The sequence below is a fragment of the Paenibacillus sp. Y660 genome, assembly GCF_057221575.1.
Window position 1 is genome coordinate 148,486 of sequence record NZ_JBXBBJ010000007.1, and the last position, 17,590, is coordinate 166,075.

General features: G+C 48.1%; 12 protein-coding genes. 11 read left to right on the forward strand and 1 reads right to left on the reverse strand.

Translation table 11 applies throughout. The features are described from left to right. The first annotated feature begins 27 nt into the window (after positions 1-27). The 11 genes from AC2TDN_RS11215 (at position 28) to AC2TDN_RS11265 (ending at position 15,926) form a co-directional block, all read left to right on the forward strand. Positions 28-702, forward strand: coding sequence for a tetratricopeptide repeat protein (locus tag AC2TDN_RS11215; protein WP_484688044.1), 675 nt, complete (start codon positions 28-30; stop codon positions 700-702). 124 nt (positions 703-826) lie between these two features. Then, positions 827-2,581, forward strand: coding sequence for a sensor histidine kinase (locus AC2TDN_RS11220; protein ID WP_484688045.1), 1,755 nt, complete (start codon positions 827-829; stop codon positions 2,579-2,581). A 133-nt stretch (positions 2,582-2,714) separates the two neighbouring features. Beyond that, the gene (locus AC2TDN_RS11225) at positions 2,715-4,328 is read left to right on the forward strand and encodes an SWIM zinc finger family protein (protein ID WP_482068107.1); all 1,614 of its coding nucleotides are present in this window, start codon (positions 2,715-2,717) and stop codon (positions 4,326-4,328) included. Continuing rightward, a complete protein-coding gene (locus tag AC2TDN_RS11230) occupies positions 4,325-7,228 on the forward strand; it encodes a DEAD/DEAH box helicase (RefSeq protein ID WP_484688046.1) in 2,904 nt (967 codons plus the stop codon). Before AC2TDN_RS11225 ends, AC2TDN_RS11230 begins: the two co-directional genes overlap by 4 nt. 8 nt (positions 7,229-7,236) lie before the next feature. Beyond that, positions 7,237-7,425, forward strand: a complete 189-nt coding sequence (locus tag AC2TDN_RS11235) for a hypothetical protein (protein WP_482068109.1) — start codon at positions 7,237-7,239, stop codon at positions 7,423-7,425. Positions 7,426-7,622: 197 nt separating this feature from the next. Then, positions 7,623-8,981: an extracellular solute-binding protein gene (locus AC2TDN_RS11240; RefSeq protein ID WP_482068110.1), complete on the forward strand. Its 1,359-nt coding sequence runs from the start codon at positions 7,623-7,625 to the stop codon at positions 8,979-8,981. Positions 8,982-9,078: 97 nt separating this feature from the next. Further along, positions 9,079-9,960: a carbohydrate ABC transporter permease gene (locus AC2TDN_RS11245; protein ID WP_484688047.1), complete on the forward strand. Its 882-nt coding sequence runs from the start codon at positions 9,079-9,081 to the stop codon at positions 9,958-9,960. Next, a complete protein-coding gene (locus tag AC2TDN_RS11250; RefSeq protein ID WP_482068112.1) occupies positions 9,960-10,805 on the forward strand; it encodes a carbohydrate ABC transporter permease in 846 nt (281 codons plus the stop codon). The genes AC2TDN_RS11245 and AC2TDN_RS11250 overlap by 1 nt, the downstream gene beginning before the upstream one ends. A gap of 21 nt (positions 10,806-10,826) precedes the next feature. After that, positions 10,827-12,638 (forward strand): cache domain-containing sensor histidine kinase, encoded by a 1,812-nt coding sequence (locus AC2TDN_RS11255; protein ID WP_484688048.1) that lies wholly within the window; start codon positions 10,827-10,829, stop codon positions 12,636-12,638. Next, on the forward strand, positions 12,635-14,254 hold the full coding sequence (locus tag AC2TDN_RS11260; protein WP_484688049.1) for a response regulator transcription factor: 1,620 nt from the start codon (positions 12,635-12,637) through the stop codon (positions 14,252-14,254). Before AC2TDN_RS11255 ends, AC2TDN_RS11260 begins: the two co-directional genes overlap by 4 nt. Positions 14,255-14,309: 55 nt before the next feature. Further along, a complete protein-coding gene (locus AC2TDN_RS11265; RefSeq protein ID WP_484688050.1) occupies positions 14,310-15,926 on the forward strand; it encodes a glycoside hydrolase family 3 protein in 1,617 nt (538 codons plus the stop codon). Between the two features lie 437 nt (positions 15,927-16,363). Here AC2TDN_RS11265 and AC2TDN_RS11270 read toward each other — a convergent pair whose 3' ends face one another. Next, complete coding sequence (locus tag AC2TDN_RS11270) at positions 16,364-17,506, reverse strand: YfbR-like 5'-deoxynucleotidase (protein ID WP_482068116.1); 1,143 nt, start codon at positions 17,504-17,506, stop codon at positions 16,364-16,366. Positions 17,507-17,590: the final 84 nt, after the last annotated feature.

The window sequence follows — 17,590 nt, forward strand, 5'->3', positions numbered from 1 at the left end:
TGATCACCGAATTTATAGGGGGATAAGATGTTAAAATTTAGTCTATTCGTATTTTTAATTTGGTTGTTCGGCAACCCATTTATCGCTATCCTCGTTATGCTTATCCTGCTTTATATGCTGGATCGGCGCTTTGTTGGATTGACGCCAAGCCTTTTTAAACCATTAAAGAGAATGTCGAGAATAAGAAAACTGAGACAACAAATAGACAGCTCGCCAAATGATGTGTCATCAAAGCATGAGCTCGCCCGGTTGCTGCTTGAGAGGAAGAAATACAGCGAAGCATTGCGGTGGCTTGAACCGCTGCAGCATACGCTGGACGATTCCGCTGAGTTCTGGGATGACCTAGGCATGAGCTACTTGTATACAGGTGAAGAGGATAAGGGCGTAGCCAGCATGCTTCGCGGGCTTGAACTTAATCCGCGTGTCAAATACGGCGCTCCCTATTTACGATTTGCGTCCCATTATTCGAAGGATCAGATAGACAAGGCTCTAACGTATATAAAAGATTTTCAAGCGATCAATTCCTCTTCCTGCGAGGCTTATGATCAGCTAACCACTATTTATAAGAAGCTTGGAAACACGCAGGAAGCAAAGCGTACTACCGAGGATGGGCTGCGAATTTACCGCATGCTTCCGCGTTATAAGAAGCGTCAGGAACGTAAATGGGCTGTTCGTTTATTTTGGAAGAAGATCACCGGTTAAACGTTAGCTGTCGCATCCTTCTCTTCGATTGCTCGCGCATTTGTTATCATTTGTTAGTCGAAATAGTATTGTCGTTTGGTTTAGGATGCTACATAATGAAAGCTAATATAGATAGAAGGGCAAGATGCAGGAGATGCAACGCAACATATGGCTTGTGGCGATCAGCGTTATCGTCGTTTTAGTTTTATTGAATAATACGGCTTATTATTTTCTTACCCAAAAAACGCTGGAAGACTCTTTTAACGAAGAACTCCTGAATCATGCGAATCGACTTCAAATTTCCCTTGAGCAATCTCGCGAAGGCTCCGAGCTATTCCAAAATCAGCTTGGACGCGAACTGCGTACCGCTTCGATTGCCATCCAATATGCGCTTGATCCCGATATCGAGAAAGTAACGTCAGAGCAGCTGATGGAGCTGCGCGACAAGCTGGACCTCAGCCACATCACGCTTCTAAAAAAGCTGCCCGATGACATCGTGTTATACAAATCGTCAAACGAGAAGCAAGTGAACACGAGCACCAAAACGTGGAAGCCGTGGTACGAGGTGTTTAACCAGCTGTTCGAGAACAAGAACGCTACTGTGGACTGGCTTGGGCAATCGCTTCCGAATTTCTGGAGCGGACCGTTCGAGGTATCTACGACCAATGTGGATAAGCTCAACAAATGGGGCTACTATTACGACGGTGCGACCAATTATATTATAGACCCGTATGTGGATTATGAGCGGCAGGAAGCGTATGAGAACGCCACGGGCGTTCATCGCATGATCGAAAATTCGGTCCAAACCAGCGATTCCTTATTAGAAATTGCATTCATTAACCCGGAAACGTTCCCGGATGGGAAAGAAACGATTAATCCGGAGGGCCTTGTGCAAGGTCATAAAGTACAAGAGCCGATCTTTTATGGCTCGTATACGATAAAGACTGCGCAGGATACGAGCATGGTGCGCAAAGCTTATTTCTCAAAAAAGACAGTTACCCTTAGGGAAAATGTCAATGGCAAAGAAATTTACAAAATGTACATTCCGACATTCGTTAACGAAAAAGGCATCAACATAACGGATCGAGATGGCCGGCCGATGAATAGCTACGTACTGATGCTTACTTCTGATTATCATGTTATTCAAGAAAAGCTGGATTCACAGTTTCTTAATTTAGGCATTATTATTGTTATCGTAACCTTCTTAAGCTTGTTGATTGCCGTTGTTGCGATGAGATACTACAGACACTCGCGCGATAAGGTCGTTCGTGTCACGCAAGAGACCTATGTGGATGAGATCAATCAAATGTTCCAATCGATAAGGGCGCAAAGACATGATTTCTTGAATCATGTACAGACGATTCATTCATTGGCGGAGCTCGATAAATCGCAGGAGCTCGTTGCGTATACGAAGGAGCTGACCGGCGATATTCGGATGATGAACGATATTATCAATATCGGAAATCCGGCCATAGCGGCGCTTGTGCGCTCGAAAATTTCGCAAGCGGAAAGCAATAAAATTCAGTTCAGCTGCTCGTTTACAGGACTTAATATGCAGGAGATGGGCGTTAGGACGCTAGATGTCAATCGCATGCTCGGCAACTTGATCGATAATGCGTTTGACGAGGTGCTAAAATATGCCGAGGATAGCCGCCACGTAACCCTTGCCGGCAAGCAGACGGCCGATTTCCTTGAGTTTACGGTGACGAATACATGCGAAAATGCGGATGAAGCGATAGCGAAGCCGATTTTCGAAGCTGGCTATTCGACTAAGCAGCAGGACCATCAGGGCTTAGGGCTCTCCATCGTCAAATCGATCGCGAAGCAGTACAAAGGAGACGTATACGTAACAGCGGAGCCTGCCGGGAAATTGACTTTCATCGTGAAAATGCCATTATAATACAAAGAGCGCCATACCGACTGAACCTAATGTCGGGAAGGCGTTTTTATTTCTTTGACGCCAAATGATGGCAACAGCCGTTTCGGCTTGGTATAATAGAAAGAATGCAAGTGAACGGAAAGGAAGCGGGTGAATGTCTGTAATGCGCCTCAATGAAAAGCTGCACGCGCTGATTGAACAACAGTTAAACGTTCACGTCGAGACGACAATTATGAAGCGAGGCTGGCTATATTACATGGAAGGCAAAGTGAACAGCGCAAATGAGGGCAGCTCTGATCATTTGTATGGCGTCGTTCAGGGCTCGGATCTTTACGCTGTCATCTTGGATGCCAGTAATTTGCGGTACAGCTCCTGTACCTGTCCATATACCGGTTTTTGCAAGCATATGGCTGCTGTTTATTTTCAATATTGCAGTCAGCAGGAAGGAGGGCATAGCCTTGCGGAACGATCCTATTTTCGCTTATTAGGACTCTCATCTGCTAGTTCGCTGCTTAACACTTCTCAGACTGCGAGGGCTGAAGTACAGCCGCAATTGCCAGTCGCTCCCCGTGATCCAGGTACTCTCGCAACCGCTGAAGAGTGGCTGATCTGGATGGAAGAGACGCATGGCGAAGTATGGCGGAAGTGCCGGCATTCTTTGCATGCCCTTCAGCCGCTATTATCTTCATTGAAGGGGCTGTCCAAGGATTGGGAGAAGCCGATGCAGCGATTGCACTGGTCAACGGCCATCCTCTTTGTCCTGGAGCAAGCGGAGCGGGCCATTAATACAGTGGATTCGTTCAGCAGATATTATCATGAAATGTCGTTCATCCGCATGGCAGAGCCATGGGTGGAGCATCTATATACGCTAATATCCGAATTAACGCCAGCTGAGATGGAGCCGAAGGAAGAGGCTTGGGCGGATGCATTGATCGCTCATGTGAAAATTTGGGCATCGAGCACGGAGCGGCAGCTCTTTGATTGGGAATATATTTACTTGGTCTTCTGCGAGAAGCTTTCGGAAAACCGCGGATGGTTTGAGCGCGAGCTGGCTGCGATGGTTGAGCTGTCGAAGGCTGAAGAAGCGGAGGGCGCCAACAAGGCTTTTCTGCATACCGCGATTGGCATTATGTACTTTTTTGATCGGAAAGACGAACAAGCTATCCATCATTTTTCTTTGACGAGCTTTGAGCGTTCGCAGAAGGTGATGTATCCATGCGCGGCGCAGCGGATGGAAGAAGGAAAATGGGATCATGTGCAGCACTGGATGAGCTTTCTGTTCGAGCGTGTCTACAAAGTGAAAAATGGCCGATCGGTGGGCCCGTTTCTAACCCTGTGCCGCAGAGCCGATCTTGACCGTCCTGATTTGCAGATATGGACCGATTATATGACGCAATTGCTGCCTCATTCCTATTCAGAATTATCTGACCATTGGCTGGATCAGAAGCGTTATGAGGAATGGGCGGATTTGCAGATGCTCGTAGGGTCCCGTCCGGAGGATGTTGGCGCTTCTGCGCTGCGTGAAATTGCCAAGCTTGCGCCGCGAGCGTTAATGCCGCTTTATCATCAGTCGGTAGAGGCATCCATTCAGACTCGCAATCGGCAGGGTTACCGAATAGCGGTGAAGCAGCTGAAGAAATTAGAGCGATTGTATAAAGCCGATAAGGATGTACCGAGATGGGATCAATATATAGCAGGACTTGTACGCAAGCATCAGCGGCTTAGAGCATTTCAGGAAGAGCTGTGGAAAGGGAAAATCGTTACATGAAAACATACATTGGCGCGCGTAAGTTAATGATTGACGGATTTTGGAACGAAGATGAGGGCGATGCCTCCGTTCTGTTAAGCGCAGTCGATCGGAAGGATGCGGCCGATGGCAAGCTGCGCTCCTTGTTGTTTGCATGGCATAAGGCATCCTGGTTCGGCGCGGATATTGAAGAGATTAGCTTAGGTGAACGCAAGCTTCTCAAAGTGCCGCCGCTGCTCGCTATGGATTATTTGTCCTCGCCGCAGCATGTGCGTCTGCTTCAATTGGAATGGACGGATCGATTGTCCGTACTGATGAGGATGGCAGAGCAAATACGTACTGTCTTGATCAAAGGCTGGTTTATGCCCGATTGGGACCGCTGGACGGACGATGTGCGGAGCTGGCGAGTGGCCATTCCCGAGCAGGAGATCGATTTAAACCGGGCATGGAACGACAATGTGCAGGCCGCCCTTCAAAATGGCGATAAAGGAATTGAGAATTGGTTAAGCGGCGCTGTCGAGCAAATGATCGTAGAAAACGAGCAGGCTGCACGGGCATGGAAAGATATTGGCATGGCTTCAGGCGAAGCGGTGCTTAGAAGGAAATCAGCCGATGAGGAAGATTGGCTGATCGCTATTGGCCTGCGCAAGGATGTTCTTCCTTTCCGCACTGCCCTTCAGCTCGTAGAGCCTATGGAGTCATCCCTCTGGCGGCTTCGCCCCGTGCTTCAGGATCGTGAGGGTGGCTCGTGGCTGCCAATACGCTTCAACGAAAATGGGGATGGCTGGGAGGCGGAAACGGAGGATGACCGTACGATTCCAGCAGAGTGGCTGCCGTATCTAGACGGGAAGCTTGCCAAGGAGCAGCTGAAATGGACAACGGCTTTGCCGGAGCTGAAAGATACGCATGATGAAGGCAGGCTTAGGGAACAGCTGTCCGACAATGAAGCGTGGAAATTTTTAGAGGAAGCAAGCGTTCGTCTGCTCGAAGCCGGTTGTCCGGTGCTTCTGCCAGGCTGGTGGGAAGCGGTTCGCTCGCGGAAGCTGCGGTTAAGAGCCAAGATGAAGTCATCAGTGGGATCAGCTGCGCAGCCGATGTTTGGGCTTGATCAAATCGTGCAATTTGATTGGAAGCTAGCGCTTGGCGACGTCAATCTGACCGAGGCGGAGTTTCTGCATCTAGCGGAGCAGAACCGCAGACTATTCAATATTGGCGGCGAATGGGTTCATTTGGACCCGCAGGATGTGACGCAAATCAAACAATGGCTGAAGCGAATGGGCAAGCGCAAAGGACTCTCTTTCCGTGACGTTCTGGAAATGCATCTCAAAGGTGGCATTCCACTCGATGATACTGGCGAGCTGGACCATGACTTGGAAGCGGAGGTCGAGCTGAATGAGCATTTAACGTCTTGGCTTGCGCAGCTGCAGCAAACCTCGCAAATACCGCTTGCCGAAATACCGCCAACTTTTTTGGGCGAGCTTCGCCCCTATCAGCTGGAGGGCGTATCCTGGCTGCTGTTTCTAAGGAGATTCGGACTTGGCGGTGTGCTTGCGGACGATATGGGTCTTGGCAAAACGATTCAGTTTATGGCTTATCTCGTCTATATAAAGGAGAGAAAGCTGCAATCTGGCGGTCCATCCCTGCTCATTTGTCCGACGTCAGTTATTGGCAACTGGGAGAAGGAGCTTGAAAAGTTTGCGCCGTCGCTTCAAGTGATGCTGCATTATGGCAATAAGCGGGATAAAGGAGAGCAATTCCGCGATTCGGTTGCGGGTGCTGATCTGGTCATAACCTCTTACTCGCTCGCACAGCTTGACGAGGAGGATTTAGGCTTAGTCGATTGGGATGCGCTTTGCCTTGATGAGGCGCAAAACATTAAAAATATATATACCAAGCAGTCAACAGCAATCAGGCGTCTGCCGGCAGGGCATCGCATTGCGCTGACGGGCACACCGATGGAGAACCGGCTGACTGAGCTATGGTCGATCTATGATTTCATTAATCCCGGTTATTTGGGCAATATTAACGAATTCCGGAAGGAAGTCGTGACGCCGATCGAGAAAACGCGGGATGAGAAGCTGATCGCCGGACTCCAGCGCTGGGTGAAGCCATTTATGCTGCGCAGAATCAAGAAGGACCCTGCGATCCAGCTGTCGCTGCCGGATAAGAATGAATCGAAAACCTTTATGACGTTAACGGCAGAGCAAGGCGCCATGTATGAGAACCTAGTGGCTGATCTGCTGGAAAATCTCGATAAGCTCGGACCGATGCAGCGCAGAGGACTTATTCTTGCCGCATTAACGAAGCTGAAGCAGTTATGCGATCATCCTTCTCTGCTTGCCGATGAGGAAAAAACCGCTTTATGGGAAATCGACCGTTCTAATAAAGTGGCTAGACTGCTTGAAATGTGCGAGGAGATCGCTGCCGAAGGCGAGCGCTGTCTCATCTTCACGCAATATATCGAAATGGGACATCAGCTTCAGCAGCTGCTTGAGGAGAAGCTTGGCTTGCCTGTGCCGTACTTGCATGGCGGAGTGCCAAAGGCGAAGCGTGATCAAATGATCGAGCAATTCCAAAATACAGAGGAGCCTTGCTGCGCATTTGTGCTCTCGCTGAAGGCGGGCGGCACGGGGCTTAACCTGACCGCTGCGAACCATGTGTTCCATTTTGACCGCTGGTGGAATCCTGCGGTCGAGAATCAAGCGACTGACCGGGCGTTCAGAATCGGCCAGACAAGAGAGGTTCACGTGCATAAGTTCATTACACTTGGCACGCTGGAGGAGAAGATCGACGAGATGATCGATCGGAAGCAGTCGCTGAACGACCAAGTCGTCGGTCAATCAGAGCAGTGGATAACGGAGATGTCTACCGCCGATCTGAGGGAGCTTTTTGCACTGCGAAAAAGCTGGTTGAAGGGATGATGATATAAATGTTAGACGGCAGCTTGCGGGCCAAACAGGAGAAATTGTCGCTCGAGAAGACAAAAGCGAATCTAATGTCCCAAACTTCACATACGGAAGTGGAAAAGTCGCCCGCGTATGGTCAAAATGAAGGCGCTAATCCGGAATGGCGAAGATTTTACGAAGTCATTAAAGAAATAACGCTTGATATGCGCTAAAATAAGCTAGACTACATGACATAAGCCTGCCTGGGAAAAGTAACCCGGCGGGCTTTAAATTTTTATCCCTCTAATCCAAAATAAGAGGATAGTATCCCTAACTCGTCGGTATTTGGACCTCCTTACGTTTGTTCAAGGGCGACTATAATAAGGATGCGAGGTAAACAAGAAGCACTATAAACGAGGAGGTCTTCCCAATGAAAAAGCAACACACACTACTTGCCACCCTTTTAGTATCGATCATGTTGGTCGCATCGGCATGCGGTACGAGCAACAATGCAGGGACGAACAAAAACGCAGGTGCAAACAGTACAAGTACACCTGCTGAGACACCTGCAGATGCTAAGGACGTTACCTTGTCCCTGCGCCATACGCAAATTAAAGAAACGAGCAAAACTCGTTTGAAAATTTTAGAAGACGTCGTTGCCAAAACACAGGAAGAAAACAAAGGCCTTACCTTCAAGCTTGAAGGCATTGACGAGATCGTTAATCGCGATCAAAAGCTGAAAGCTGAGATGGCAGCCGGCAATCCTCCTGATATTTTCGAAGTATTCGGAGGTGCTGACCTTAATCTTTATGTAAAAGCGAATCGCATGCTGGACTTGACTCCAATCATTGCAGAGCTTGGCCTAACAGACAAGTTTGCGAGCTTGGACGAGTTTACGGTAGACGGTAAAGTATTCGGCCTGCCTTTCGGCGGATACAGCGAAGCCATTTTCTACAATAAGAAAATTTTCACCGAGCTAGGCTTGGAAACTCCTAAAACATGGGCTCAATTGCTTGATATTTCTGAGAAAATCAAAGCAGCCGGCTACACGCCATTCGGTTTGGCTGCCAAAGACGGCTGGGTTAACGGCATGTTGTGGAACACCGTTATGGAACGCAACGTTGGTATCGATGCATTCAGCAAAGTGGTATCCGGCGAAGCGAAATGGACAGACGAGAACTTCGTTAAAGGCTTTGCTTCCTACGCAGAGCTTGTGAATAAGGATTTCTTTACAAAAGGCGCTCTAGGCCTTGCTTATGCTGACCAAGGTGCACAATTGCTTTCCGGCAAGGCAGCTATGGTGTTCACAGGAACTTGGGATGCGAACCGCTTCTCAGGCGACGAAGCAGGTGATCTGAAAGGTCAAATCGGTTACTTCGCATTCCCATCCATCGATGGCGGCGCAGGCGACCAAACTTCTATCAACGCATCGTATTCAAATGGTTTTGGCTTCTCTGCAAACCTTGATGAAAATCAAGTAGCAGCAGCTAAGAAATTTATCGCGAACTTCTTCACAGAAGAAGTGCAAAAACGTACGTTGGTTGAAGACAAATTGCTTCCTTCCATGAAGCTCAGCGATTTGTCCGGCGTAGACCCGCTTACAACTGAAATTTTGACGGTAATGGCTGACGCTTCCTCTTCTTGGAAAGCTTACGATGCAATCGTTCAACCAGCAGTTGGCGCTGACGTTAACGTTGGCATTCAAGAGCTGATCGGTAAAGTATCGACTCCGGAAAAAGTAGCAGAAAAAATTCAAGCGTCGCAAGATAAGGCTAACGCGGCTAAGTAATTGTATGACATTACAATCGTTCCTGATGGACGAGAGGGTGTCCTTCCTTCCAGGAGGACACCCTTTTTAACGCCAGTCAGCATAAAAGGAGGACATTATGAACAAAGCTCTCAAAAATCCAATTACTTACGTGGCGTTCATTATTCCGACGCTTGCTTTATACGCTTTGTTTTTTGTTTACCCCGTCATCGTATCGTTTGTTTATGGCTTCTTTCGTTGGGACGGCATTACCGAGAAGGTGTTTATCGGCTTCGATAACTTTACGAGATTGTGGCAGGATGAGGTTTTTAGAAAAGCACTATTGAACAATTTTTACTTTATGGCTTTTTCCTTAATTGTGAACATTCCGCTCGTCTTCTTGATCTCGATCATTATCAGCAAAGTTAGACGGATGCGTGACTTTTACAAATCGGCCGTATTTGTGCCGGTTGTCATATCGACAGCTACAGTCGCAATATTGTTCGGCGTGCTGTACAACTATGATTCGGGTATGATCAATCAGTTTATTCGTCTGGCTGCTCCTGAGAGCTGGGCGCGTGAATGGTTGTCCGATCCCAAGCTTGCGATGCTCTCCATTCTAATTGCGAACGCATGGCAAAATATCGGCTTCTTCATTGTGCTATGTTTGGCGGCGATTCTAAACATTCCGAAAGAGATCGTCGAAGCTTCCAAGCTCGATGGCGTTAACGGCTGGCAAGAAACATGGTCTATTACGCTGCCCCTCGTCAGACCTATCCTGTTCGTTATGCTGCTGCTCACCGTTTCGGGAACGATGAAGGTGCTTGATATCGTACAAATTATGACGAATGGCGGTCCGTTTCAATCCACGGAGGTTATGTCGACTTATATGCTTAAAGTAGGGTTTCGTTCGCTCGAGCTTGGTTATGGAAGTGCAATCGGGGTAGCGATGTTCATCATTATTTTAGTGCTTACAGGTATTTTGCAACGCATCACGAAAAGCGAGGAGGTGCAATACTGATGAAACGTTCCGGTAATTCACAATGGTGGATGCATTCTTTTTTAGTTGGCTATGTCGTCGTATTGCTCTTCCCTTTGCTGTGGCTATTCATGTCTTCCTTCAAAACGAATCGCGAGATCACAGTCAATACATGGGCACTGCCAACCAGCTTTAATTTTGACAACTACGTTGCCGCATGGCAAACCGCAAATATCGGCAAATATGCTTGGAATAGTACGGTTGTCACGGTTATCGCATGTGTGCTTACGCTGCTGTTTGCCGCGATGACCTCGTTCGCAATTGCGCGCATGAAATACAAGAAAATGAACAAAACGATTTACCAATTTATTTTGCTCGGCCTGATCGTACCTCCGGGTGCTTTATTTATTCCGTTGTACCGTTTGGTTCAAGGCATCAAGGTGTTTGGTCATCCATTATATGATACGCATTGGTCGCTAATTTTGGTATACTGCACTTATGCATTGCCGATTACCGTGTTTATTATATATGCTTTTATGCTATCGATTCCTAATGAATTGGAAGAAGCGGGAATTGTGGACGGGCTTGGCGCGACCGGCTTGTTTTTCAAAGTTATTATTCCGATCTCCTTGCCAGCGCTTGTAACCGTATTTATTTTAAATTTTATTTCCAATTGGAACGAATATATTTTATCCCAGCTATTTATTACGTCTGAATCGCTCAAAACGCTGCCTACCGGCATGGCTACCTTTAATGATGGCTATCGCACCAACTTTGCATCGCTTTCTGCGGCGGTCATTATAAGCATCATTCCGGTTCTAGTCGTGTATATGTTCTTGCAGCGTCAAATCATAGAAGGCATGACGGCGGGCAGCGTAAAAGGGTAAATAGAAGAAGGAGTCTACTAGATGAACTTGAGACCGAAATTGATGCTTGCTTTTATTTGTCTAATTATCATTCCGATGATTGGCCTCGGCATATTCTCTTTTCTAAATTCAGAGACGCTGCTCGAGAAAAAATATAGTGAGCAAACGGAAATTTCGCTCAAGGCGGTAGGAGGAAACATTCGTTACTTTTTTCGCGAGCTGGATCAGCTCTCCGACGGTAATCTGACAAGCTCAGAGGTGCAGGATACGCTCAAATACAGCACGTACACGAATAATGACGCAAGCACGCTTATTGCCATCAACCAAGCGGAGAAGGAAATGAAACGGATCTTGTTTCAGCATCCAGCTGTAAGCTTTGTCGTGATGTATGCGAAGGACGGGACGATGTTCCGCTCCTATCGCAATGATCCGACGACGTTCAAGCCTATATCGTTCGATATGCTGAAGGCGCATTCCACTTATAAAGAAGTGATGGAGCTTGGCGGTCGTCCGTTATGGATCGGTCCGTATGAGCAGCGGGAGCTGACAGGTGTTGAGCCGCCGCTGTTTACACAGATGCGCGTTGTAAAGGATATCGAGTCGTTTAACGATCTTGGTGTCATGATTACGCAGTATAAGACAGAAGAGATTTCGAGCATGCTCAAAGCGTTCCAAAATCCGCAAGCCGATGCTGCTGAAACCAGATATCTAATCGTTAACAAATCAGGTCTTATTATGCTGGACAGCAAAAGCGAATTTGACGGTCATAACATTAATGAACAGACCAATGCGCTTCCGCAGCAGACGAATAACTATATGAGCTCTAGAGTGAAGTTCGAGGGTGTAGACAGTCTTGTTTCCTCCTATCAGCTCGATCGCAATGAATGGATTCTCGTCTCGGTTAAGCCTTGGAATTCGCTCACGAATGAGAATGTACGGTTCATGCAATGGATTGGCATGATTACCGTTCTTGGCTTGCTCTCGGCAGTTCTCTTCAACGTCTTCTTCGTGAACCGCGTAGCCAAATCGATCATCAAGGTCGTCCGCAAAATGAGGCTGGTCGAGCAGGGCTTGCTCGACATTCGCGTGACCGCGCAGGGCAAAGACGAGACGGTGCTGCTCGCAAACAGCTTTAACAGTATGGTGGAGCGAATCGGAAATTTGCTTAGCGAAGTGCGCACAGAGCAGGCTCGCAAGCAGCATGCAGAGATGATGCTGATGCAGGCACAAATTAAGCCGCATTTCCTCTTTAATACACTGGAGTCGATCAACGCGCTCGCCGCGCAAAACGAAGGCGCAAAAATTATGCTGATGGTGCGTAGATTAAGCAATCTGCTGCGCACAAGCATGCATCATTCAGAAGAAATAAAGATACATCAAGAAATTGAGCATGTTCGCAGTTATTTGGAAATTCAGAAGTACCGTTTCGAGGAGCTGTTCAGCTATGTGCTGAACGTTCAAGAAGAAGCGCTTGAATATACAATATTGAAGCTGACGCTTCAGCCCCTTGTCGAAAACAGCATTCAGCATGGGTTTGACGGTTATGAGGATGGTCAAGGCATCATCTCGATAGATGTTGCCGCCGAGCCTCATTCCATCGTCATAATGGTGAGTGATAATGGACTCGGTATGAGCAATGGCGTGCTAACTAAGCTTGCGAATGGGTTGAATCCTTCCAGGAAGCAGCCAAATGCTGTTGAGATGGGGGAAAGAAGAGGGCTTGGCCTGCAAAATGTAGCCGATCGACTTCGCATTCATTATGGCCCGGCTTATGGCATATGGATTTGCAGCCAGGAGGGCAGCGGTACCGTTATTCGTTGTGTAATTCCGAAGAGCAGAGGTGATCAGTTATGACCGGGAAGGTTCTCTTAGTCGATGATGAAGCGCATATTACGAGAAATCTAGAAAAGGTTATTCCCTGGGAAATGCTTGGACTTACGGTTGGCGGTACGGCCAAAAACGGCGTCGAAGCGCTGGAATTGATGGAGAAGCAGACGTTCGATTTGTTGCTGTGCGATATTAGGATGCCAGTTATGGACGGTTTGGAGCTGATACGTCAAATACGCGAGAAAGAGATGGCTTGCGACATTATCATGCTGTCGGGGTATCAAGATTTCGCATATACGCGAACGGCTATTCAATTTGGCGTCAATGATTATATTTTGAAGCCCATTCCGTACGATGAATTAACCGGTGTCATTGCTAGAGTGATGTCGAGCCAGCGAAGCAAGCAGAAGCAGCAGCAAGAGGAGAAGCAGAAGCTTGGCCGAATGATTGATCTGGCAAGCGAGAAGATTTTATACGACATCATTATGGACTACACCGATGTTACCGCAGATAACTGGCTATTGACCGGCGATGAACAGGAGCTGAAGCAGCAGCAGTTCGTCTTAATTGTGCTTGATCTAGACGTTAGCTCTGAGAAAACGAAGGATTGGCGCGATTGGTCAGACAAGGAACGAAAGCTGTGGAATTTTGCTGTGTGCAACGTGCTTCGCGAGAAGCTGCAGCAAAATGGGCTGCATCATGCTGTCATTCAAATTCGCGATGGCGAATGGTGCGTACTAATTGAAGTGGAGAAAGCAGCTGAGTTTAACTTTTCGCACATTAACACATGGGCCGAAATGCTGCTGGATGCGATAAAGAGCCATGTGAAGCTGTCTTTGTTTGCAGGCATATATCGGGGTTTTGCATCGGTTGCCGATTTGTCCCACGCTTATAAGCAGGTTCAGCAGGGGATGCAAATTACGCCGGTACATGACGTCATTACACTCTATCCGTCCGAACAGCAAAAATCATTGCAAGCGGATCACGCGTTCTGGGAAACGGCAGAAAAAATTATCGGAGCAGTCAAACGTGGTGATACAAAAAGCGTAGACTTCGAGCTTAATGGCATTACTGAGCTGCTGCAGCGAATGAACGAGCCCTCGCTTAATCGTGTCAAGCCGCTGCTGCATTTCTTCGTCCTGCATCTCATGCGGGAGATGAAGGAGATGGGGGTATTCACGCGCGAGCAAGAGGATATGCTTTGGCGCAGGCTGGATCGCCGTTTTGGGATCAAGGATTTGCTGTCGGTTATTCGTCAGGTTACGAATACGGTTTCCGAGAAATCGTTGGATAAGAAGAAGCAATCGGAGCGCTCGATGACCGAGGCTAAGGCGTTTCTGGATCGCAACCTTTATCGCGATCTTAGCGTGGAGGAGTCGGCAACGCATGTTGGGCTAAGTACGTCATATTTCAGTCTATTGTTTAAGCAGACATTTGGAGAAACGTTTATCGAATATGTAACGCGCCAGCGGATGGAGCGTGCGAAGGCGATGCTGGCGGATACACCAAAGAGCGTAGCGCAAATCGCGAAGGAAGTCGGGTATGCGGAGCGGCGTTATTTTACGAAGGTATTTATGAAATATACGGGCGAGAATCCGACGGACTTCCGCAGCAGGCGACAGGATAATATGGGAAACAGCTAATATAAGGTTGTGCAAGCGTATGAGGGTTTCAAGTGCTGAGGGGATGGGGAAGGTAATGACGTTAGAGCGTGAATGGCAAAGCTGGAGCCTGAATAAGAAAATCGGGCAATTATTTGTATTTGGCTTTCATGGATATGAGCCAACCGAAAAAATTAAGCAGTTAATTGAAGCGAACGGCATTGGCGGTACGATCTATTTCTCGCGTAATGTGAAGAATGCGAAGCAGGTACATAAGCTTAGCGGAGACCTTCAGCACATTGCTAGGAATGCGGGACAGCCGCCCTTGTTCGTTGCGATTGACCAGGAGGGCGGCATGGTGGCACGACTGGTTGACGGCGTCACGCTGATGCCGGGCAATATGGCAATTGGAGCGGCGGGCCTTGCGGAAGGCGCAAGAGAAACGGCGCGCGTATGCGGCGAGGAGCTGCGCCTGCTTGGCGTAACGATGAATTATGCGCCATGTATCGACGTCAACAACAATCCGGACAATCCCGTTATTAATGTGCGTTCATATAGCGACCGCTCGTCGGTGGTGTCTGAGCTTGGCGCGGCAGCCGTACTTGGCTATCAGTCTGCTCGCGTGGCTGCGACAGTCAAGCATTTTCCGGGACATGGAGATACAGCAGTCGATTCCCATCATGCACTGCCTATATTGCTCCATGGACGTGAACGGTTGGAAGCGATCGAGCTAAAGCCGTTCCGTGCGGCAATTAAAGCGGGGACGGACTGCATCATGACTGCGCATGTCTGCTTGCCTGCTCTTGATCCGACCGGCGTACCTTCGACTTTGTCCGAGCCGGTTATTACGGGCTTGCTTCGCAAAGTGCTTGGCTATAACGGTATCGTCGTCACCGACTGCCTAGAGATGGACGCGATCGATAAAACCTATGGTCCCGAGCAGGGTGCGATTAAAGCGCTGCAAGCTGGAGCAGATATGGTGCTTATTAGCCATACGTTCGAGAAGCAATGGGCTGCACTTGAAGCAGTAATCGCTGCAGTTCAGAATGGCGAGCTAGCCGAAGCCCGTATTGACGAAGCTCTTAACCGGATCATGTCGCTTAAGGTGAAGCTTGGTCTGGAAGAGCCTTTACTGCCTTGGGATCAGGTTGAACCCGCAATTGGTACGGAAGCGAATAAAGCGGTTGCGAGAAGCTGGAGCGAAGCGTCAGTCACATTTGTGAAAAATGAAGGCGGCCTGCTGCCTCTGAGTCGCAGCGAAAGCACCCTCGTGCTGTGGCCAGACATCGTTCCTGTATCGGTAGCTGACGAAATGCTGTCCGGCGATGGATCGTTAGGCAAGTTCCTAAGCGAGTTTGGAGCTAATGTGGTAGAGCGTCAGATGAACAGCGACAATCCGCTTGCTGATTTAGCAAGTTTTGCACAAATTATCGTGGTCACCTACGATGCATCCAAACATCCGCTAGAGCGTGATATTGCACGCGAAGTCGTAAGGCTTGCTCCGGATCGGACGGCAGCTGTTTCGGTTCGGAATCCGTTTGATTTAATGCTTTATCCAGAGGTGAAAGCTTATGTTGCTGTCTATGAATGCAGACCGCTTGCGCTTGCTGCAGCGGCGAAAGCTTTGCTTGGCGATCTGAAGCCTGAAGGGAAGCTGCCGCTTGAAATATCGGCTGCATATCCATTCGGCTGGAGCGCGGTTGCAGGCAGCTAGCTTGGCTAGGGTAAGAATATTGGACTGCGAGTGAATGATACTCGCGGTCTTTTTTTGCTTGAGGTGCTATTTGGTGTTAATGGTTTGAAAAGACCATGAGAGCGAACAAGTGAGGTTCTATTTTCTCAAACACCAATCTCAAGCACCAATCTCAAGCACCAATATTCAATTCACTCCACTGCAGCTGCTGTTACTGTCCAATCAATTTCTCTCAAACACACACCTACCTACACTGCACTAAGTACAACAGAAAAGCCGTTTGAGCCGAAAATAGAGAGCTACACTGCAGTTGCTGCAACAGAATCATCTGTTACCCGCTCATCTAGGAGTGGGGATGCATTTTCTGCTGCATTTCTGCAATGCAGCTCCAATAATTGCTAGTTATGTCAGGTTTCTGTTGCATAAAGTGCAGCAGGGGATGCTATCCTCGGAATCAGCTACTGTCCAATCAGGTTCGAGTAGGTCAAATCATGCAATATATACGCTAGGAAAAAAATAACGCATGGATTTTCGTAGCGATGTTGGATTTTTATGAGCTGGTTATAGTAGGTGTCGGCGTAATGAGGATTGTTGCGCATCTCGAGACTGGCCTTGATCAAAGCGTCCAGCTTGTCTGCAATATCGACCATTTCGCCGACATAGTCATCGGATTTGCTGTGCGCGATAAACTCGATCATGTCCTCGTGAAAGATCTCTGGCAGCTTATTGATCATAAAACGGGCGGTTTCCTTCTCATACTGCTCGAACGCATGCTTGATGTCTGGGTTGTTGTGCTTGAAGTTCGCGACGACATCGCCGGACAACGCTTCGGGCAAATCATGCAGCGCAGCCTTAGCCAGCAGCTTATAAAGATCGATGTTTGTGCTTCCGAAGCGCTCGATTTCGAGTAAGCCATTAAATAAGGCAAGCGACGCTACTCGAAAGGAGTGTGTGGCATCATTGTCTGGAACGAGGTTGTAGCTGCCGTTCCAGCGCTTAACCGTGTCCAGATTGACGATGTATTGGATAAATTCGTAGAAGCCGTCCTGCTTGTCGTATTCGCTAAGCAGCCACTCGATGGATTCAAGCCTCGTATCAAGCAGAGCCTGCCTAAGCTCCTTATGCTTTGCATGGAAGAATGGGTTCGTATCGTATTTGGCTTCCCGGTGACAATACAGATAAGCATCCAGCGTATCAATCGCATCAACTAGCCTTCCGATATGTGTGTCATCCTGCGCATTGACGATATAATCATAGGCCTGCGGCTGGAGCGACTTCGAGAGATAGGAGACAATTTCTTTGCTGAGCTCCGCCTCGAAGTGTCGAATATGATTCATGACGAGCGATTCTTTCTTGGTTACATGCTTAATGGAGCCGGTTCCCGTATTGTTTAAATCGCCCCATAGACTTCTGGCGAGCAGCTTTAATTTGTCGAGCGGCTCGTTGCAAACTTTTTCCTCGATGATCCCAATTAGAATGGACAAAGCAGCGCATCTAAAGCTATGGGTGGAGGCATTGTCCTCGAAACGAGGCGCGTATTCGCTCCATCTAGGCACGTATTGCATGCGAATGATCGTATTGGTGAATTTACCGTTCTTCATCATTGTCTCCTTTGCCGACCATTAATTCAAGAGTTTCCGTTCATGAACAGGAGTGTCTATGCTATTATAAAGCTTATGTATAAA